The organism is Streptomyces sp. NPDC006332 (genome assembly GCF_040612855.1).
Taxonomy (GTDB): Bacteria; Actinomycetota; Actinomycetes; order Streptomycetales; family Streptomycetaceae; genus Streptomyces.
This window is the reverse complement of the sequence record NZ_JBEXRA010000040.1, coordinates 34,186-53,407: the sequence shown is the minus strand read 5'-3', so window position 1 is coordinate 53,407 and position 19,222 is coordinate 34,186. Positions and strand designations below refer to the sequence as shown.

At 71.6% G+C, this 19,222-nt stretch carries 16 protein-coding genes and 1 pseudogene; 7 read left to right on the top strand and 10 right to left on the bottom strand.

The window, feature by feature from the left end; genetic code table 11:
- Nucleotides 1-24: 24 nt before the first annotated feature.
- Both ABZ027_RS29950 and ABZ027_RS29945 read right to left on the bottom strand, forming a co-directional pair.
- Entirely contained in the window at nucleotides 25-1,089 is a 1,065-nt protein-coding gene (locus ABZ027_RS29950; RefSeq protein WP_356773750.1) for a HoxN/HupN/NixA family nickel/cobalt transporter, read from the bottom strand.
- A gap of 212 nt (nucleotides 1,090-1,301) precedes the next feature.
- The gene (locus tag ABZ027_RS29945) at nucleotides 1,302-2,123 is read right to left on the bottom strand and encodes an SAM-dependent methyltransferase (protein WP_356773709.1); all 822 of its coding nucleotides are present in this window, start codon (nucleotides 2,121-2,123) and stop codon (nucleotides 1,302-1,304) included.
- A 273-nt stretch (nucleotides 2,124-2,396) separates the two neighbouring features.
- On the opposite strand from ABZ027_RS29945, the gene ABZ027_RS29940 reads away from it, so the two are divergent.
- Complete coding sequence (locus tag ABZ027_RS29940; RefSeq protein ID WP_356773708.1) at nucleotides 2,397-3,593, top strand: transposase; 1,197 nt, start codon at nucleotides 2,397-2,399, stop codon at nucleotides 3,591-3,593.
- Nucleotides 3,594-3,671: 78 nt separating this feature from the next.
- Nucleotides 3,672-4,211 (top strand): annotated as a pseudogene (locus tag ABZ027_RS29935) (allantoin permease); the annotation flags it as partial.
- 48 nt (nucleotides 4,212-4,259) lie between these two features.
- Here ABZ027_RS29935 and ABZ027_RS29930 read toward each other — a convergent pair.
- Nucleotides 4,260-4,850 (bottom strand): HAD-IIIA family hydrolase, encoded by a 591-nt coding sequence (locus tag ABZ027_RS29930; RefSeq protein WP_356773707.1) that lies wholly within the window; start codon nucleotides 4,848-4,850, stop codon nucleotides 4,260-4,262.
- 200 nt (nucleotides 4,851-5,050) lie between these two features.
- On the opposite strand from ABZ027_RS29930, the gene ABZ027_RS29925 reads away from it, so the two are divergent.
- Entirely contained in the window at nucleotides 5,051-5,491 is a 441-nt protein-coding gene (locus ABZ027_RS29925) for an SRPBCC family protein (protein ID WP_356773706.1), read from the top strand.
- Nucleotides 5,492-5,533: 42 nt separating this feature from the next.
- Here the strand turns inward: ABZ027_RS29925 and ABZ027_RS29920 are convergent, their stop codons facing one another.
- The 4 genes from ABZ027_RS29920 to ABZ027_RS29905 form a co-directional block, all read right to left on the bottom strand.
- The gene (locus ABZ027_RS29920) at nucleotides 5,534-6,685 is read right to left on the bottom strand and encodes an XdhC/CoxI family protein (protein ID WP_356773705.1); all 1,152 of its coding nucleotides are present in this window, start codon (nucleotides 6,683-6,685) and stop codon (nucleotides 5,534-5,536) included.
- A gap of 38 nt (nucleotides 6,686-6,723) precedes the next feature.
- A complete protein-coding gene (locus ABZ027_RS29915) occupies nucleotides 6,724-9,051 on the bottom strand; it encodes a molybdopterin cofactor-binding domain-containing protein (protein ID WP_356773749.1) in 2,328 nt (775 codons plus the stop codon).
- Nucleotides 9,052-9,179: 128 nt separating this feature from the next.
- Nucleotides 9,180-9,761: a (2Fe-2S)-binding protein gene (locus ABZ027_RS29910; protein WP_356773704.1), complete on the bottom strand. Its 582-nt coding sequence runs from the start codon at nucleotides 9,759-9,761 to the stop codon at nucleotides 9,180-9,182.
- Complete coding sequence (locus ABZ027_RS29905; RefSeq protein WP_356773703.1) at nucleotides 9,761-10,648, bottom strand: FAD binding domain-containing protein; 888 nt, start codon at nucleotides 10,646-10,648, stop codon at nucleotides 9,761-9,763. The genes ABZ027_RS29910 and ABZ027_RS29905 overlap by 1 nt, the downstream gene beginning before the upstream one ends.
- A 386-nt stretch (nucleotides 10,649-11,034) precedes the next feature.
- On the opposite strand from ABZ027_RS29905, the gene ABZ027_RS29900 reads away from it, so the two are divergent.
- The gene (locus tag ABZ027_RS29900) at nucleotides 11,035-12,753 is read left to right on the top strand and encodes a PucR family transcriptional regulator ligand-binding domain-containing protein (protein ID WP_356773702.1); all 1,719 of its coding nucleotides are present in this window, start codon (nucleotides 11,035-11,037) and stop codon (nucleotides 12,751-12,753) included.
- A gap of 308 nt (nucleotides 12,754-13,061) precedes the next feature.
- The gene (locus ABZ027_RS29895; RefSeq protein WP_356773701.1) at nucleotides 13,062-13,844 is read left to right on the top strand and encodes a hypothetical protein; all 783 of its coding nucleotides are present in this window, start codon (nucleotides 13,062-13,064) and stop codon (nucleotides 13,842-13,844) included.
- Between the two features lie 374 nt (nucleotides 13,845-14,218).
- On the opposite strand, the gene ABZ027_RS29890 is transcribed toward ABZ027_RS29895, so the two are convergent.
- Nucleotides 14,219-15,019: a GntR family transcriptional regulator gene (locus tag ABZ027_RS29890; protein WP_356773700.1), complete on the bottom strand. Its 801-nt coding sequence runs from the start codon at nucleotides 15,017-15,019 to the stop codon at nucleotides 14,219-14,221.
- A 168-nt stretch (nucleotides 15,020-15,187) separates the two neighbouring features.
- Here ABZ027_RS29890 and ABZ027_RS29885 point away from each other — a divergent pair, with 168 nt between their 5' ends.
- Together ABZ027_RS29885 and ABZ027_RS29880 are read left to right on the top strand one after the other, a co-directional pair.
- Entirely contained in the window at nucleotides 15,188-16,033 is an 846-nt protein-coding gene (locus tag ABZ027_RS29885; protein WP_356773699.1) for a (2Fe-2S)-binding protein, read from the top strand.
- 302 nt (nucleotides 16,034-16,335) lie between these two features.
- Nucleotides 16,336-17,385 carry a DUF2637 domain-containing protein gene (locus tag ABZ027_RS29880; RefSeq protein WP_356773698.1) on the top strand — a complete coding sequence of 350 codons (1,050 nt, stop codon included), beginning with the start codon at nucleotides 16,336-16,338 and terminating at the stop codon, nucleotides 17,383-17,385.
- Nucleotides 17,386-17,537: 152 nt separating this feature from the next.
- On the opposite strand, the gene ABZ027_RS29875 is transcribed toward ABZ027_RS29880, so the two are convergent.
- Both ABZ027_RS29875 and ABZ027_RS29870 read right to left on the bottom strand, forming a co-directional pair.
- Nucleotides 17,538-17,960 (bottom strand): ATP-binding protein, encoded by a 423-nt coding sequence (locus ABZ027_RS29875; protein ID WP_356773697.1) that lies wholly within the window; start codon nucleotides 17,958-17,960, stop codon nucleotides 17,538-17,540.
- A 703-nt stretch (nucleotides 17,961-18,663) separates the two neighbouring features.
- On the bottom strand, nucleotides 18,664-19,158 hold the full coding sequence (locus tag ABZ027_RS29870) for a hypothetical protein (protein ID WP_356773696.1): 495 nt from the start codon (nucleotides 19,156-19,158) through the stop codon (nucleotides 18,664-18,666).
- Between the last annotated feature and the right edge of the window lie 64 nt (nucleotides 19,159-19,222).

Genomic DNA, 19,222 nt, shown 5'->3' with positions numbered 1-19,222 from the left:
CCGGGGCGCGGCCGGTTCCTCCCTTCACTCGGCGGGGCTCCGCATGCCCGCCGTCCACTTCTCCTCGATCCGGGCGTACTTCCACACCAGCAGGGCGATGGCCCAGGTGGCGAAGAACAGGCCGACGATGACGTAGCCGACGATGTTGAGGTCCAGTCCCGAGACCCACTCCCAGAAGGCGCCGTGCAGGCCGGCCTTCTCCGCGATCAGGCCCAGCAGTTCGACGGTGCCGATGATGAGGGCGACGGCGACGGACAGCCCGGTGATGGTGAGGTTGTAGTAGACCTTGCGGACCGGCTTGGAGAACGCCCAGCCGTAGGCGAAGTTCATGAACGAGCCGTCGATCGTGTCGAGCAGCGACATGCCGGCCGCGAAGAGGACGGGCAGGCACAGGATCGCGTACCAGGGCAGCCCGGAGGCCGCGCCGGAGCCGGCCATGACGAGGAGCGCGACCTCGGTCGCGGTGTCGAAACCGAGGCCGAAGAGGAGACCCAGCGGGTACATCTGCCACGGCTTGGTGATCGACTTCATCAGACGGCCGAGGATGCGGTTCATGAAGCCCCGCTTGTCGAGCTGTTCCTCCAGGGCCGCCTCGTCGAAGTGGCCGGAGCGCATCTGCCGGAACACCTTCCAGATCCCCGCCATGATCACCAGGTTGATGACGGCGATGACGTAGAGGAAGGTCCCCGAAACGGTCGTGCCGACCCAGCCGGTGACGCTGTGCAGGGAGGAGTCGTCGTCGGCCACCGGCCCGGCCAGCGCCCTGACGCCGAGGGAGAGCAGGAAGGCGAGCAGGAAGACGACGCTGGAGTGGCCGAGCGAGAACCAGAAGCCGACGGAGAGCGGGCGTTGCCCGTCGTTCATCAGCTTCCGTGTCGTGTTGTCGATGGCCGCGATGTGGTCGGCGTCGAAGGCGTGCCGCATGCCCAGGGTGTACGCGGTGACACCGATACCGACGCCGAAGGTCTTCGTCCCCAGGCTGTAGTGCTCGGGGGCGACCACCGCCACGAGCGTGAACCAGCCGATGACGTGCAGCGCCACGACGAACGCGGCCATCCCGCCGAGGCTCGTCCATTCCTCTCGGGTCATCGACGTACGGATGCGGTGCCACGAGACCCCGCGTCCGCCGGTCGGTGTCCGGCGGGCGGAATCTTGAGCGGTGGTCATGGGGACGAGGACCTCACGTGCCGGCGAACGGCTGGTTCCAGCCGCACGTCCCAGGTTTGTGCGAACGTCTTGCAAGTACAACCAGAGGGCGGTAAAGACCGGGTCCGGTTTCGGTCCACCCGCCCCCCGGCCGATCAGGGCTTGCGGCCCACCCCGCAGTAGGCGTCGACCGCGACCCGGCCGGACGCGTCGTCGGACTCGGGGCGCCACTCGGTCACCTGGACGACGCCGGGGTCCACCAGGTCGAGGCCGTCGAAGAAGCCGGTGATCTCCGCGACGGACCGTACGTGGTAGGGCACCGCGCCACTCGCGTTGTAGGCCTCGGACGCGGCGATCATGCCAGGGGAGGTGGAGGTGCTGTCGCTGATCACCAGGTAACTGCCCGAGGGCAGCCCCGCCATGAGCCGGCGCACGAGGTCGCGGGCCTGGGCGTGGTCGGCGACGTGACCCAGCGTGTTGAGGATCATCAGGGCCGTCGGCTGGGAGAGGTCGAGGGTGCGGGCGGCGGCCTCCAGGACGGCCTCGGGCTCGTACAGGTCGGCGTCCAGGTAGGCGGTTTTGCCTTCCCGGGTGCTGGTGAGCAGGGCGTGGGCGTGGGCCAGCACGACGGGGTCGTTGTCGACGTACACGATCCGCGCGTCCGGCGCCACGCGCTGGGCCACCTCATGGGTGTTGTCGGCGGTCGGCAGGCCGGTGCCGACGTCCAGGAACTGTCGTAAGCCCTGGGTGCCCGCCAGGTGGCGGACGGCCCGCCCCAGGAAGTGCCGGCTCGTGACCGCCACGTCGACGAGACCGGGGAAGATCTCCTTGATCTCGTCCCCGATCTGCTGGTCGACCTCGTAGTGGTCCTTGCCGCCGACGAAGTAGTTCCAGAAGCGGGCGGAGTGCGGTTTCGAGGTGTCGATCCGGGCGGGCGGCTCGGTAGCGGTGGTTGCCTTGGGGGCGGCGTCGGACACTGCGGGTCTCCTGTGGCTCGTCATGGGCGATCAGAGCCCAACGTAGGTCAACCTGCCGTACCCGAAGCGGAGTTCGGGAAAGATCATCGTTACGGACAGTGGAGTTTTGGCCATACCTGTCGCGGATCGGTCCTGCGCGCTCCCGCCGATCACCCTCGGCGGCTTCGGCACCCTCTTCCTCACCCGTTCGCTGACGGCGGGGCTGGTCGCTCGTTCGGGTGAGGCGAGGGGAACGCACAGTTGCTGCTCGTACGGGTGTGTACGTTCGTGGTCATGAAGCTGGTGGTGCGGGTCAAGCTCCTGCCGACGCCCGTACAGGCGGCGGCACTTGCGGCGACCCTGCATGCCTGCAACGAGGCCGCCACCTGGGCCGCCCACGTAGCCTTCGAGGAGAAGGCGGCCACACCCCTGGCCCTGCGCAAGCACACCTACCGTCAGATCAAGATCCGGTGGAATCTGGGTGCGCAGGCCGCCCAGCACGCGATCAAGAAGTCCTGCGACGCCTACACCACGCTGCGCGCCAACCTCCGGAACGGAAACTACGGCAAGCCCGGCTCCACGCGGTACGAGAAAGCGGTCGGCAAGCCGGTCACATTCCGCGCGGATGCCGCGCAGCCCTATGACGACCGGATGCTGTCCTGGCAGCACGAGCAGCGCACGGTGTCGGTGTGGACCACGGCCGGGCGGATGAAGAACGTGGCGTTCACCGGCGAGTCCGGGCAGCTGGCGGTGGTTGCCGCGCACCGCAAGGGTGAGTCCGATCTGCTGTGCCGGGGCGGACAGTGGTATCTGCTGGTGACCTGCGACATCGCCGAGGCCGAGCCGAACGCACACCCGGTGGGCTTCGTCGGGGTGGACCTGGGCATCGTCAACATCGCCACCACCTCTACCGGCAAGCGGCACAGCGGGCGCCGCCTGAACCGGCGCCGTGAAGCGGACCGCAAGCTGCGCACCAAGCTGCAGAAGAAGAACACCAAGTCCGCCAAGCGGCGTGCGAAGAAGCACGCGGGCAAGGAGAAACGCCGGGCCCGCGACATCAACCACAAAATCAGCAAGCGCATCGTGACGGAGGCACAACGCACCGGTCGCGGAATCGCCCTCGAAGATTTGACGGACATCCGTGAACGGGCACGGCTGAGAAAGCCCCAGCGCGTCACGCTGCACTCCTGGTCGTTTCACCAGCTCGGCGCGTACGTCGCCTACAAGGCGAAACGCGCAGGCATCCCGGTGGTGTACGTCGATCCGGCATACACCAGCCGGGAATGCTCCCGCTGTCACCACATCGAGAAAGCCAACCGGCCCTCCCAGGCCGAGTTCGTCTGCCGGTCGTGCGGCTTCGCTGAGCACGCCGACCGCAACGCGTCCCACAACATCAGCCACCGCGGCTGGTACGCGTGGGTCCGCGGGGCCGAGTCACAGGCCCCTGCTCTCTCATCCTCATCGCCTGACCGGCGACACCACCGAGTATGAGAGCTGGACGCAGCCGGGACCACCGAAGCCATCGGTGAAACCGAGCTGCAAGCCCGGGACTTCAGTCCCGGGTAGTTGACCTTCCTCAACGACATCCTCGGCTTCTACTCGAACTGCGCCATCGCCTGGGTGGTCACCGTGGCCACCGACATCGGCGTCAACAAGTACCTGCTGAAACTGTCCCCGCAGGCGCCCGAGTTCCGCCGGGGCATGCTGTACGCCGTCAACCCGGTGGGCGTGGTGGCCTTCCTCGCCGCGTCCGGGCTGTCCATCGCGATGTACTTCCACGCCCTCGGCGACACCCTGCAGCCGTACTCCCCCGTCGCCGCGGCCGTCCTCGCCTTCGTCCTCACCCCGCTGATGGCGATCGTCACCCGGGGCAAGTACTACCTGCGCCGCACCGACGACGGCATCGACGAGCCGATGCTCGACCCGGAGGGCAACCCGAGCGGGACGACGTACGACTGCCATGTGTGCCACCAGGCGTACGAGCGGCCCGACCTGACGTCCTGTCAGACACACGACTCGGTGGTGTGCTCACTGTGCCTGAGCACCGACGACGTCGGCGACCACGTACTGCCCGCGCAGCCGTCGGCCGCGCAGCCGTCAGCCGCCTGAGCCGCACCGCACGCGGGGACAACCTGCGTGCGTCGGCGCCGAGAGCGGTCACCCGGGCCGCTCTCCGGTGTCGTACGCGGCCTCGATGGGCCGCTCGTCGGCCAGCACCCGACCCTGCGGCGGGCCGGTGAGGAGCGCCCGTACGGCGGTCAGGACGTCCGGCGCCACATGGTCGGCGTGTGCCGTCTCCTCCGGGCAGGTCCGGTCGGAGGGGACGAGGATGCTGTCGGCGCCCACCCGCCGTGCGGCCTCGACGTACGCGCCGCGGCCGCCGACGACGACACAGTCCGACGGGGCCGTGCACACCCGTCCGACCGCCCACAGGAGCAGTCCCGGTTCGGGTGCGCGGCAGTGACAGCCGTCGTCCGGAGCGTGCGGGCACACGCCCCACACGTCGAACGGGCCGAGGAGGTCGTCGACCCGCCGGTCGACCCGGCGCAGGTCGGCGTCGGTGAGCAGACCGCGCGCCACACCAGGCTGCTCGGTGAGGAACCCGGTGCTGATGCCGTGCAGCCGCAGCAGACCGACCGCCTCACGGGCACCGGCCACGGGACGGACCCGGTCGGGGTCGGCGTTGTGCGGGACGTCCTCGACGAGAGTCCCGTCCCGTTCGAACAGCACAGCCCTGACGCGGCTCACGACGCCACCTCCTCGCTCGCGGTCAACTGGCGTCGGTCCGGGTAACCCAACAGCGGTCCCGTATGCGTCGGTCGGCGTCGGCCCATGACGGGCGGCGGGTTCGCCAGGAGTACGTGCCAGCGTCCACGCCCGATGGGGCCAACTGCGTGATCCGTCCACGAACACGCCGCTGAGCAGGCCGGATTGCCTACGATCGTCCCGTGGTCACCTTCCAGCTCGAACGCACGGCACCCCTTCCCCTCGACGAGGCATGGCGCCGCCTCACCGAGTGGCCCCGCCACGCCCTGGTGGTTCCGCTGACCCGCGTCAGCGTGGTCACGCCGCCGCCGACGCGGACGGGCACGGTCTTCGTGGCCCGTTCGGGGATCGGTCCGCTCGCCTTCGACGACCGGATGGAGGTGACGCTGTGGCGTCCGCCCACCGAGACCCTGCCGGGCCTGTGCCGCCTGGAGAAACGCGGCCGGTTCGTCCGCGGCTGGGCGGAGATCGAGGTGCTCCCCGGCCCGGGCGGCCGTACCCGGGTGCTGTGGCGCGAGGAGCTCCGGGTGCGTCCGCTGCCCGCGCTCCTGGATCCCGTACTGGGGGCGGCGGCGCGGTCGGTCTTCGGACGGGCCGTCAACCAGCTGCTCAGGCGCCCCTGACGGTCGCGGTCGGCCGGAGGGCCGGCCGAGGAGCCGGCCGGTTCAGGCCACCCGCCCGGTCCGCCCCGCCGTCCCTGACGTCACGTCGTGGTGGATCGGTGTGTGCGCCCCGGTCAGCGAGGCGCCGCTGCCTCCGCGCCGGTCGGCGACGATCTCCGCGGCGATCGACAGGGCCGTCTCCTCGGGCGTCCGGGCACCGAGGTCCAGCCCGATCGGGGAGCGCAGCCGCGTCAGCTCCAACTCGCTCACCCCGGCCTCGCGCAGGCGGGCGGCGCGGTCCAGGTGGGTGCGGCGGGAGCCCATCGCGCCCACGTACGCCACCGGGAGCCGCAGGGCGAGCTTCAGCAGCGGCACGTCGAACTTGACGTCGTGGGTCAGGACACACAGGACCGTGCGGGCGTCGACCCGCGTGCGCTCCAGGTAGGTGTGGGGCCACTCCACGACGATCTCGTCGGCCTCGGGGAAGCGGGCGCGAGTGGCGAACACCGGGCGTGCGTCGCACACCGTCACGCGGTAACCCAGGAACCTGCCGACCTTGACCAGCGCCGACGCGAAGTCGATCGCGCCGAAGACGATCATCCTGGGCGGGGGGACGGACGACTCGACCAGCACCGTGACCGGGGAGCCGCAGCGGGATCCCTGTGCGCCGGTCCGCAGGGTGCCGGTGCGGCCCGCGTCCAGGAGGGCGCCGGCCTCCGCGGCGATCGTGCGGTCCAGTTCGGGGTGGGCGCCGAAGCCGCCGTCGTGTCCGCCTCCGGGGTGGACCAGCATCGCGCGGCCCACCAACTCCTCGGGACCGGACACGATCCGGGCCAGTGCCGCCGCGCGTCGGCCCGCCGCGGCGGCGAGCGCGGCCGTGACCACCGGGCGGACGGGGTCGCCCGAACGCACCGGGGTGACGAGGATGTCGATGACACCGCCGCAGGTCAGGCCGACGGCGAAGGCGTCCGCGTCGCTGTAGCCGAACCGTTCCAGGACCGGCTCCCCGTCCGCCAGGGCCTGTCGGCACAGGTCGTAGACCGCGCCCTCCACGCAGCCGCCGGAGACCGAGCCGATCGCCGTGCCGTCGGCGTCCACCGCGAGGGCGGCGCCGGGCTGGCGGGGCGCGCTGCCGCCCACGGTCACCACGGTGGCCACGGCGAAGTCGCGTCCCTGCTCGACCCACCGGTGGAGTTCTTCGGCGATGTCCAGCATCTGTCTCGCTCTCCTTGGCTCCGGCGACGCCGGGGACGTTACGCGGTTCCCGTCAGGTGTTCGGGACGTACCGGCGTCCTGTTCAGCTCCAGACCGGTGGCGTCGCGGATCGCCGCGAGCACGGCCGGAGTCGACGACAGGGTGGGTGCCTCACCGACACCGCGGAGCCCGTACGGGGCGTGCTGGTCGGCGAGTTCCAGCACGTCGACCGGGATGCTCGGGGTGTCGAGGATGGTGGGGATCAGGTAGTCCGTGAAGGAGGGGTTCTTCACCTTCGCGGTCTTCGGGTCGATGATGATCTCCTCCATGACCGCCACGCCGAGGCCCTGGGTGGTGCCGCCCTGGATCTGGCCGACGACGGACAGCGGGTTCAGCGCCTTGCCGACGTCCTGGGCGCAGGCCAGCTCGATGACCTTGACCAGGCCGAGTTCTGTGTCCACCTCGACGACCGCGCGGTGGGCGGCGAAGGAGTACTGGACGTGTCCGAAGCCCTGGCCGGTGCGCAGGTCGAAGGGCTCGGTGGGACGGTGCCGCCACTCGGCCTCGACCTCGACGGCCTCGTCCTCCAGCACGTCCACCAGGTCGGCGAGGACCTCACCGCCGTCGGTCACCACCTTGCCGCCCTCCAGCAGCAGTTCGGCGGTGGCCCAGGCGGGATGGTACGAGCCGAACCTGCGGCGCCCGATCTCCAGGACCTTCTCCCGGACGAGCTCGCAGGAGTTGCGGACGGCGCCTCCGGTGACGTACGTCTGCCGTGACGCGGACGTCGAACCGGCGCTGCCCACCTGGGTGTTGGCCGGGTGGATGGTCACCCGGGCCACGCCGAGCTCGGTGCGGGCGATCTGCGCGTGGACGGTGACGCCGCCCTGGCCGACCTCGGCCATCGCGGTGTGCACGGTGACGACCGGCTCCGCGCCGACGACCTCCATGCGTACCTTGGCGGTCGAGTAGTCGTCGAAGCCCTCGGAGAAACCGACGTTCTTGATGCCGACCGCGTAGCCGACCCCGCGGACGACGCCTTCGCCGTGCGTGGTGTTGGACAGGCCGCCCGGCAGCTGCCGTACGTCGGCGCCCTCACTGCTCTCCCACTGGCGCTCCGGCGGCATCGGCATCGCCTTGACGCGGCGCAGGAGTTCGGCGACGGGGGCCGGGGAGTCGACGGGCTGGCCCGTCGGCATGACGGTCCCCTGCTCCATCGCGTTGAGCTGCCGGAACTCCACCGGGTCCAGGCCGAGTTCCTTGGCGACCTTGTCCATCTGCGCCTCGTAGGCGAAGCACGCCTGGACCGCGCCGAAGCCGCGCATGGCGCCGCAGGGCGGGTTGTTGGTGTAGAGCGCGAGGGCCTCGATGTCGACGTCGTCGACGACGTACGGGCCGATGGACAGCGAGGCGGCGTTGCCGACGACCGCGGCGGAGGTGGAGGCGTAGGCACCGCCGTCAAGGACGATACGGCACTTGACGTGCGTGAGCCTGCCGTCCCTGGTGGCCCCGTGCTCGTAGTGCAGCCTGGCCGGGTGGCGGTGGACGTGCCCGAAGAAGGACTCGAACCGGTTGTAGACGATCTTCACGGGCTTGCCGGTGCGCAGCGCCAGCAGGCAGGCGTGGATCTGCATGGACAGGTCCTCGCGGCCGCCGAACGCGCCGCCGACGCCGGACAGCGTCATCCGTACCTTGCGCTCGGGCAGACCGAGCACGGGGGCGATCTGGCGCAGGTCGGCGTGCAGCCACTGGGTGGCGATGTAGAGGTGGACGCCGCCGTCGTCGTCCGGCACCGCGAGACCGGACTCGGGGCCGAGGAAGGCCTGGTCCTGCATGCCGAAGGTGTACTCGCCCCGGACGACGACGTCGGCGCGCGCGGCGGCCGCGGCGGCGTCGCCGCGGACGATCGGCTGGCGGTGCACAACGTTCGGGTGCGGGACGTGCCCGAAGTGGCCGTCGTCGCGGTTCTCGTGGATCAGGATCGCGTCCGGCGCGGTCGCGGAGGCCTCGTCGGTGACGACCGGGAGTTCGCGGTACTCGACCTTGATCTTGGCGGCTGCGCGGCGCGCGGTCTCCGGGTGGTCGGCCGCGACGATGGCGACCGGCTCGCCGTGGTGGCGGACCTTCCCGTGCGCGAGGACCGGGGTGTCCCGGATCTCCAGGCCGTAGTGGCGCACCTCGGTCGGCAGGTCCTCGTACGTCATCACGGCGTGCACACCCGGCAGGGCGACGGCCTCGCTGGTGTCGATGGAGACGATCTCGGCGTGGGCGAGGGTGGAGCGCAGGATCTGGCCCCAGAGCATGTCCTCGTGCCACATGTCGGACGAGTACGCGAACTCGCCGGTGACCTTGAGGGTGCCGTCCGGGCGGAGCGTGGACTCGCCGATGCCGCCCCGGGCCGGGGAGCCCTGGGTGAGCTTGGTGGGTGTGCCGAGGGGGTGTTTCGAAAGTCCTGTGCGGGTGCTGTGCGGGGCTTTCGAAACATCCCCTGAGGGAGCGCCGTCGCTGGACAAGGTCAGACCGCCTCTTGCTGCCGGGCGGCCGCCAGGCGGACCGCGTCCATGATCTTCTCGTAGCCGGTGCAGCGGCACAGGTTGCCCGAGAGGGCCTCGCGGATGTCCGCGTCGCTCGGGTCCGGGTTGCGCTCCAGCATCTCGTCGGCGGCGACGAGGAGACCCGGGGTGCAGAAACCGCACTGGACTGCTCCGGCGTCGATGAACGCCTGCTGGATCGGCGCGAGTGGGGTGCCTTCGCCGGTGTGGGAGTCGTGGCCGTCGGCGGTCCACGCCTTGGCCTCGTCGAGCGAGGTGCCGCCGCCTGAGGCGCAGTCACCCTGCTCGGCGCGCTGCTTGGCGTGGTCCGCGAGCCCTTCGACGGTGACGACCTCCCGGCCCTCCGCCTGGCCCGCGGCGACCAGGCAGGAACACACCGGTACGCCGTCCAGCCTGACCGTGCACGACCCGCACTCGCCCTGCTCGCAGGCGTTCTTCGAACCCGGCAGCCCGAGCCGTTCGCGCAGCACGTACAGCAGGGACTCGCCCTCCCACACGTCGTCGGCTTCCTGCGGACGCCCGTTGACCGTGAAACTGACGCGCATTACGCGACTCCCTCCGTGGCGGCGGCCGAGCGGTACGACTCCCAGGTCCAGGTCAGGGTGCGGCGGGCCATGACGCCGACCGCGTGGCGGCGGTAGCTCGCGGCGCCCCGGACGTCGTCGATCGGGTTGCAGGCGCCCGCGCACAGGTCCGCGAACCGCTTGGCGACCGACGGCGTGATGATCTTCCCGTTGTCCCAGAAGCCGCCCTCTTCGAGCGCCGCGTTCAGGAACTCCTCCGCGGCCTTCGCCCGCACGGGGGTCGGGGCGGCCGAGCCGATGCCGGTGCGGACCGTCCGCGACGACGGGTGCAGCGCGATCCCGAAGGCGCACACCGCGATGACCATGGCGTTGCGCGTGCCGACCTTGGAGAACTGCTGCGGGCCGTCCGCCTTCTCGATGTGGACGGCCCGGATCAGCTCGTCGGCGGCGAGCGCGTTGCGCTTCACTCCGGTGTAGAAGGCGTCGATCGGGATCAGCCGAGATCCCCGTACGGACTCCACCTCGACCTCGGCGCCGGCCGCCAGCAGCGCGGGATGGGCGTCGCCTGCCGGGGAGGCGGTGCCGAGGTTGCCGCCGACGCTCCCGCGGTTGCGGATCTGCGGGGAGGCGACCGTGTGTGAGGCGAGCGCCAGGCCCGGCAGCTCGGCGCGCAGCCGGTCCATGATCGTCGTGTACGGGACGGACGCGCCGAGCCGCACACTGTCCTCGCCGACCTCCCACTCGCAGAGGTCACCGACCCGGTTCAGGTCGAGCAGGTACTCGGGCCGGCGGTGGTCGAAGTTGATCTCGACCATCACATCGGTGCCGCCCGCGATCGGCACAGCGGTGGGGTGCTCGGCCTTCGCGGCGAGCGCCTCCTCCCAACTGGCGGGGCGAAGGAAGTCCATGACCGGCTCTCTTCTTCGTCTCGGGAGTCGTACGGATCGAGTCGATCCGGGTGCGGCGGGCCCGGCTCGTTCATGTCCTGTTCACGCGGGGTGATGTCAGTACACAGCGCCGTCCGCCGACTGGGTCAGTCACCGAAACCATGAAGGAGTTGGCTGGCCAGGGCGGCCATCTTGTAGATTCGTATGAACGAATGGCATCAGTAACCTCCTCGTTCTCCTGTGGAAACGCGCGACACGACCCGCGTGACCTGGACCTCAGCCGCGGAGACGGAGAGCGGCGCCCACCACGCCTCGTGACCGCCACCCCGCGCCACGGGAGCCTCACCGGCACCATGGACACCTCAGATTCATCGTAGTTTTCGAGACAAGGAACGGCGGCGACGAGAATGCGGCTGCGCGCACTGCTGGACACCGACGCGCTGGGCCTGCGGCTGCTCGGCGGCGAGGACGAGCTGGATCGCACCGTGCGGGGTGTGATGACCACCGACCTGCGGGACCCCAGCCGCTACCTCGCGGGCGGCGAACTGGTGCTCACGGGCCTGGCCTGGCGCCGTGACGCGGCAGACTCCGAGCCGTTCGTACGGATCCTGGTGCAGGCCGGGGTGACCGCGGTGGCGGCCGGCGAGGCCGAGCTGGGGGACGTCCCGGACGACCTGGTCGTGGCGTGCGCCCGGCACCGGCTCCCGCTCTTCGCCGTACACGAGTCAGTGGCGTTCGCGACGATCACCGAGCACGTCGTACGGCAGGTCTCCGGCGAGCGCGCCGGGGACCTCGCGGCCGTGGTCGACCGGCACCGCCGGTTGATGACCTCGGGCCCGGCGGGCGGCGGACCGGACGCGGTACTGGACCTGCTCGGCTCGGACCTGGATCTGCGGGCCTGGGTGCTGTCCCCGGTCGGCCGTCTGATCGCCGGCCCCGAGGTCGCCGGATCCACGGCCGGGGGTTCCAAGATCGTCGGTTCCGAGGCGGGCGGCCCGGGTCTGCCCGCCGACGTGTGCGCGCGGCTCGCGGCCGAGCACCTGGCGGCCGCCCGTACGGGCCGGCGCGGCCCGCACCGCGTCACCCTCGGATCCGCCACCTACTCCCTCTTCCCGGTCCGAAGCAGCGGGCGCTCCCCGCGGGGCCCCCGGGACGTGCGCGAGACGGTGCTCTCGGAGTGGCTGCTGGCCGTGCGGGCGGACGCCGGGGACTGGCCGGAGGAACGCCTGGACCTGCTGCACGGCGTCACCCAGCTGATCGAGGTGGAACGGGACCGCCGGGACGCGGCCCGCACGGTCCGCCGCCGACTGGCCCAGGAGGTACTGGAGCTGGTGCAGACGGGCGCGGCGCCCGCCGAGATCGCGGCCCGGCTCCGGGTGGCCGCCCCCGTGCTGCTGCCCGGTCTGGGCACCGCCCCGCACTGGCAGGTGGTCGTGGCGCGCGTCGAATGGCAGGGCGGCGACCTGGAAGGGGGGCCGGTGGCCCAGTCCCTGCTGGAGGAGATCCTGGTCGACCCGCTCGCCACCGGTCCTGAGCCCTCCGACCGGGTCGCCGTCGCCCACTCGGGTGACGAGGCGATCGCCCTGGTCCCCCTTCCGGCGGTCTCCTCGGATCACGACGGCGCTCAGGCCGGCGTCCTCGCCGACGCCCTGCTGGAGTCCGTACGCGACCCGTTGTCGGCCGGTCTCGGCGACGACGGACGCGTCACCCTCGGCGTCAGCGCGTCCGTCCACTCCGCGGAGGGCCTGCGCGGCGCCCTGGAGGAGGCCCGGCACGCCCGCCGGGTGGCCGCCGCCCGCTCGGGCCGGGTCTGCGCGGCCGGCCATCAGGAGCTCGCCTCCCACGTCCTGCTGCTGCCCTTCGTCCCCGACGACGTCCGCCGCGCCTTCACCGCCCGGCTCCTCGACCCGCTGCGCGACTACGACCGCCGCCACCGCGCCGAGCTGATCCCCACCCTGGAGGCCTTCCTCGACTGCGACGGCTCCTGGACCCGCTGCGCGAGCCGTCTGCACCTGCACGTCAACACGCTGCGCTACCGGGTCGGGCGGATCGAGCAGTTGACGAGCCGCGACCTGTCCCGCCTCGAGGACAAGCTCGACTTCTTCCTGGCACTGCGGATGAGCTGAAACCCGAGGCCCGCCGAGTCCCACGACTTTGTGAAATCCTTCACCCGCCCCCTTGGCCCAGCCCCTCAACTCGTGTTGAGATGCGGCCACCACTCAAAGCTCGATGGCGCGCTGGGCCTGCCCTCCGGATCAGGTCGATGTGGAGAGGCTGTGCTCGGCGACGCCGGTGAGCGGGACTTGGTGCGTGCGGCCGCGGGGCGGGGGACGGAGTCGGGGCGGGAGCTCCGGCGCCCGACGACGCTGCGGATGCGCGTGCCGTGCGCCGCGAACCGGGCTGATCCGAAGGACAGGACCTTGCGGAGGGCAACGTGGCGCATACCGCCATGTCTGGTTACGGAACGACCGCCGGTGACGATCCACTCCAGACCGCGGTATGGCGGCTGCGTTCACGCGCCTGCTGGGGCGACGCGGCGGCACTGCTCCAGCCGGTCACCGCACCGGCCGCGCTCCAACGGGCGTCGCTGCTGGTGGAGCGGTGCCTGTACACCGAGCTGGGCTGGGAGGAGGCCGAGGACGCGCTGCGTACGGCCGAGGCGCTGGCCCATGGGGACGACGAGCGGGGGGCGGCGGCTTGTGAACGCGGGCAACTCGCGTACGCGGCCACGCTGCACGGCGTGCGCGACCGGGCCGACGAGGCGCGGGCCGCGCTGGGGCGGGCGGCGGCGCTGATCCCTCCGGGGGCTCCGCGGCGGGCGCTGCTCGACTTCCGCCGGGGCCTGTTGGCGGAGAACCTCACCCGCTCTCCACAGGCGGCGCGTGCCGCGTACCGCCGGGCCCACGCGGGCGCCACCGCCCACTCCGACGCGCTGCTGCTCTCCTTCACCTGGCGCCACCTCGCCGGACTCGCCCTGCGTGAAGGCGAGTTGGCCGAGGCACGGCACGGCTTCGGTGAATCCCTCAGGATCCGCGAGGAGTTGGGCTATCTGGTGGGCACGGCCCCCGCGTTGGTGTCCCTGGCGGACGCCGAGACGGAGCCGGAGGCCTCCCGACTCCGCGAGGAGGCCCGCCGGCTGTACCGACTACTCGGCGGCGTACCCACCTGGCTGGCCCAACAGCTGACCCCACCTGCGGCGGGGGCGGCTACGGCTTAGGACCCCTTCGCCTCGGTCGACCGGCCGGGCGGAGGGGCCGGGACGAAGGGGCGGGGGTGGTTGGGGGCACGGCGGGGAGCCCGGGGGCTGGGGCACGGCGGGGCTGAGTTCCGGTGGGCCGACGGCACAGCACGGGGCAAGGCTCGGTGGGCCGGCGGCACGGGGGCCGAGGCGCGGTGGCCTGGCGACGCAGCGGGCAGAAGCGCGGTGGCCGGCGGCCCCAACGGGCTGGGTACAGCGGGCGCGTGGCGCAGCGCGGGCTGAGGCGCTGGGCGACTGGCGACACGGTGGGCCAGCGGCCAGCGGCCGATGACCGGTGAGCCGGTGGGCGAGTGGGAGGGGTCCGCCGGGGGCCGGGGCACGGCAGGCCGGGGTCAGGTCGCGCCGGTGAAGTGCTCCCCCACCAGTGTCCGTACCGCGTCCAGGTCACCCGCGGCCAGCGCCTCCAGCAGGGCCACGTGTTCCGCCGCGTCCGCGACCAGTTCGGCCCGGCCTCGTGCACCGGGTCCGCCGACCAGCGGCCACTGCGCGCGACGGTGCAGGTCCTCGGCGATCTGCACCAGCTGCTCGTTGTCCGCGAGCGCCAGCAGGGCCCGGTGGAAGGCCCGGTCGGACTCGGCGTACGTCGCCCGGCAGCCGGAGGACGCCGCCCGGACCGTGGCCTCGGCGAGCGGCCGCAGGTGGCTCCAGCGCTCGGCCGGCATCGTGCGGGCCAGCCGCAGCATCACCGGCACCTCGATCAGGGCCCGCACCTCCGCCAGTTCCGCCAGCTCCCGCGCCCCACGCACCACCACCCGGAACCCTCGGTTCGGCACGACCTCGACCGCGCCCTCCAGCGCGAGCTGCTGCATCGCCTCCCGCACGGGGGTGGCCGAGACCCCGAACCGCTCCCCGAGCGCGGGCGCCGAGTACACCTCGCCCGGCCGCAGTTCGCCCGCCACCAGCGCCGTACGCAACGCGTCGAGGATCTGCCCGCGCACCGAGGACCGCTGGACGGCCGGCCGGGGCCGGGGAACCGGCGGCTCGTTGTGGGTGTGCTCACCGCGCGCGGCCCCGGGGGCGGCACTCCTGCCCCGGTCCACGTCCGCGGCCCTGAGCTGCGGCGGCACCCGCACCGCGCCGGCAGGGCGTTGCGGAACCCCCGTCTCGGCGGAGCCCTGCGCGCCCTGCTCCACGGGTCCTCCTGGGGACGTGTCGGTACTTCGGGTCATTACGGCGGGTTGTTACTCGCCCGTCAAGCACCTTAGGCGCAGAAGCCACCAGTTCAAATCCCATCCACTTTAGGTAAGGTAAGGCTACCTTTAGGTCCCCTTGCCAGCCCGTCATGGATCGGTGGTTCCGGCATGCCTGTGACACCCTCGGCCCTCACGGACGCGTACTCCCGTCTGACCGAGGTCCTCCCGGCGCTGACCGTCACCGAGCTGGAACCCGCGGACCAGCTCCCCGACAGCCACGGCTGGATCCCCGCCGTCTCCCTCGCCGAAGGCGGCGCGGGCCTGGACGCCTACCTGGCCTGGGACGACGCCCAGGTGCGGCGGGACCACGGCCGCCCCGCCCGCCCGGACGTGACCGCCGGCTTCGGCCTGCACCGCTACGCCTGGCCCGCCTGCCTGCTGATCACCGCCCCCTGGTTCCTGCGCCGCCGGGTCCCCCGCTACCCCGTGACCCACGTCTCGTACGACCGCACAGCGGGACCCATGTCCTTCGCCGTACGCCCCGCACGCTTCGCCTGCCTCCCCGGCGACCCGGCGGCACAGCACCCCGGCGCCCGCGTGGTCCCGGACGAGGAGGCGCTGCGCGCGGAGGTCCGGGACGCGATCGCCGAACACATGGAACCCGTCCTCAACGGCTTCGGCCCCCGGATGCGCCGCCGCGGGCGGGCCCTGTGGGGCATGGTGACCGACGAGATCGTGGAGAGCCTCTGGTACGTCGCCGAACTGCTCGGCGAGCACGAGCAGCGGCGGGCCGAACGAGAGCTGGAGCTGCTGCTGCCGGGAGCGACCAAGCCCTACGTCGGCTCGGCCGCCTTCCGCCGGCTGACCGGACCGGCCGGCCGGCCGCTGCCCACCCGGGACCGGGCGACCTGCTGCATGTACTACACGCTGGACCCCGAGGACACCTGCGTCACGTGCCCACGCACCTGTGACACCGACCGGATCACCAAGCTCACGGCGACCGCCGCCAGTTGACGGACCCTCGGGCGAGAGGCCGTCCGGCGTCCCGTATGATCGCCCTCGATCCAGCCACCCGTACGGTTACGGCCAATTCACCATTTCCTCACCGGTCACCGGAACTATCCGTGGAACCACCCGTACGAGTAGTCTTATTCGAACTCAACTCCCGCCCCTCAAGCGGCAGTTCGAGCAGAACGCTGCCCTGGGCAATCCCTTTCACCTCCTTGGCGGCCTCTTGCCCCGAAAGCCCCTGAGGGCCGATCGGATTGGGCCACTATGGCGGGCGTTACGCCCTATCCCAATGCAAGGGACCCCAGATGAGACTGACCGACATATCGCTGAACTGGCTGCTTCCGGGCGCCGTACTCCTCCTGGGCATGCTGGCGGCGGTAGCGGTACTCGCGCGCGGCAAGCGCTCCTCGGGGGCGAAAGCGAGCGCGGACGACTCGTGGGAGCGCAGCGAGGAACGCCGCAGGCGCAAGGAAGCCATATACGGCACCGCCTCCTACGTCTTGTTGTTCTGCTGTGCGGCGGTGGCCGCCGCGCTCTCCTTCCACGGCCTGGTCGGCTTCGGCCAGCAGAACCTCAACCTGTCCGGCGGCTGGGAGTACCTGGTCCCGTTCGGCCTGGACGGTGCGGCGATGTTCTGCTCGGTCCTCGCGGTGCGCGAGGCCAGCCACGGTGACGCCGCCCTCGGCTCCCGGATACTCGTATGGACGTTCGCGGGCGCCGCGGCCTGGTTCAACTGGGTGCACGCTCCCCGGGGTCTCGGCCACGACGGCGCACCGCAGTTCTTCTCCGGCATGTCCCTGTCGGCGGCCGTCCTGTTCGACCGCGCGCTGAAGCAGACCCGCCGGGCGGCGCTGCGTGAGCAGGGTCTGGTGCCGCGTCCGCTGCCGCAGATCCGCGTCGTGCGCTGGATGCGGGCGCCTCGCGAGACGTACAGCGCCTGGTCGCTGATGCTCCTGGAAGGCGTACGCAGCCTCGACGAGGCCGTTGACGAGGTCCGCGAGGACAAGCGTCAGAAGGAGGCGGCCCGAACGCGCCGCCGCGACAAGGAGCGGGTCGAGCGGGCGCAGCTCAAGGCGATCAGCCGGGGCCACCGTGGCTTCGTCGGCCGCGGGCGGCAGTTGGAGGCGCAGGCCACCCTGGAGCGGGCCTCGGAGCGAGCCTCCGCGGAGCCTGCCATATCGACGCCGGAGCAACTGCCCGTGCGCTCACGTCCGTCCCTGGAGCCCGTCCGCAGCGGAGCTGAATCCGCCACCACCTCCTCCGTCGACCTCACCGCGGAGGACGACACCATGGCGCTGCCGCGCCTCGACTCCCTGGAGCGCAAGCTCAAGGACCTGGAGAAGCAGTTCGGTTAGAGACGCCGGACGAGACACACGGCACGACACGGACGGGGCGCGGCTCATGCGAGCCGCGCCCCGTCCGTGTCGTGTGGTCGCTGTCGTGTGGTCGCGTCGTGTGGTCGCTGTCGTGTGGTCTGCTGTGCTGTGACGGGGGGTGGGATGCCGGTTCAGGCGATGCCCGCGTCCAGCTCGAACCACACCGCCTTTCCCACCCCGTGCGCCCGCACGCCCCACGCGTCGGCGAGAGACTGCACCAGGACGAGGCCCCGGCCGTGCGTGCCGTCGTCGGCTTTCGGCGCGCACAGCCGGGGCCTGAGGGCCGCGAAGTCCCGTACCTCCACCCTCAGACCACGGCGACCGACGGTCGCCTTAAGGATCGCGTCGTGGTCGGTGTGGACGAGTGCGTTGGTGACGAGCTCACTGGTCAGCAGCTCCGCGACCTCCGCCCGTCCGGGCCTGCCCCAGTGCCGCAACAACTCGCGCAGCGCCCTGCGCGCCTCGGGCACCTCCCCCAGGTCCGCCCGTCCGAGTCTGCGGTTGAGCTGCGGTGCCTGCGCCCCGTCCGGGGCGCTGTCGGTTTCTTCCTCCACTGTCTCCGCCGAGAAGGCCCCTGTCGCAATGGGACCGCCTCCTCGTGCCTGCCTCTTCATGACCCCCGCCCGCGTGCCGATGTCGGTTCCCCTCCTGCTCGAACACGTTCACGGGGATCCTTGCCCATCGGCCCATGAGCCAGTCATGTCCAATCCTCAACGGCCGGGTGTTCGGCCACCGTTGTGTCGCTGCTTGCAAGGGGGCTGACACCCCGTGCGGCACCTTCCGAGCCGCCGGAAAGTCGCGCGGCGGACCGCCGGTTCGAGGCGGTGATCGCCCCGGGGCACGCGGTGCGACCCCGGTCCCGGACGACGGGCCGAGGGCCCGCGGTACGAGGCCTCCGTAACGCCACTGACGTCTCCACCTACGCAACCGTCACCTGCCGATCGTCACTCCGGCGATCGCAGGCCGAACGGCGCGGCCGAGTCCGAGGACCGCGGTCGCGCCGGCCGTCCCGATCCCGTGCGCCGGAGGGACGGTGACCGCGGACGGTGGGCCCATCCACCGACCCCCTTCTGCCGACCTCGCCGTAGCCGCCGAAGGGACAGGGCCGTCGGTCCCGGACGCCGGGGTGGGCGGAGATACGCCTGCCTGCGGCTTGCGAAACTGGCCGGAATGCACGGGTCGCTCGGCGGTGAACCCGGGGGCTCACAAGGGTGGTGCGGTGCTACGGCTGCGCTGGGCTCGGGAACCGCGGCCCGGCTACTTGCCGGCGACGCCCTTCGTGCCGATGTGGAAGATCTTGTGGCCGCCGTCCATGTCGACGACGAGCCTTGTCGTCTCGCCGCCGCCCCAGGTGAGGGTGACCACGGCCTCGGTGTAGTCCGCGGTGCCGTTGTCGGTCACCTTCCATGCGAGCGGGACGTTCTGGGCCCGCAGGACGCCGTTGGCGTGCTCCTTCGCCTCCCAGGCCGCCAGCTCCTTCTGGAAGCCGGTGCTGAGGTAGTTCCTGCGCAGGGCGTCCGCCAGCCTGCCGCCGTCGTCCGCGTCCGTCACCGCGTCGATGTAGGCGCCGTAGAAGTCGGCGATGCGGGTGACGTTGTCGGACGGCTTGCCGCTGACGGAACGCGGTGCGCCGGCGGAGGCCTGGGCCGTGACACCGAGGCCGAGGGCCAGGGCGAGGGCCGCGGCCACGGCCGTGCGGCGGGTGGTGGTGCGGCGAGTGGTCGTGTCGCGGATGGCGGTGTTGCGGTTCATGTGCGTTCCCCGTTTTCGTGCGTGCTGTGGTCGATGTCGGTGCGGTCGTGCCGTGGTCGAGGCT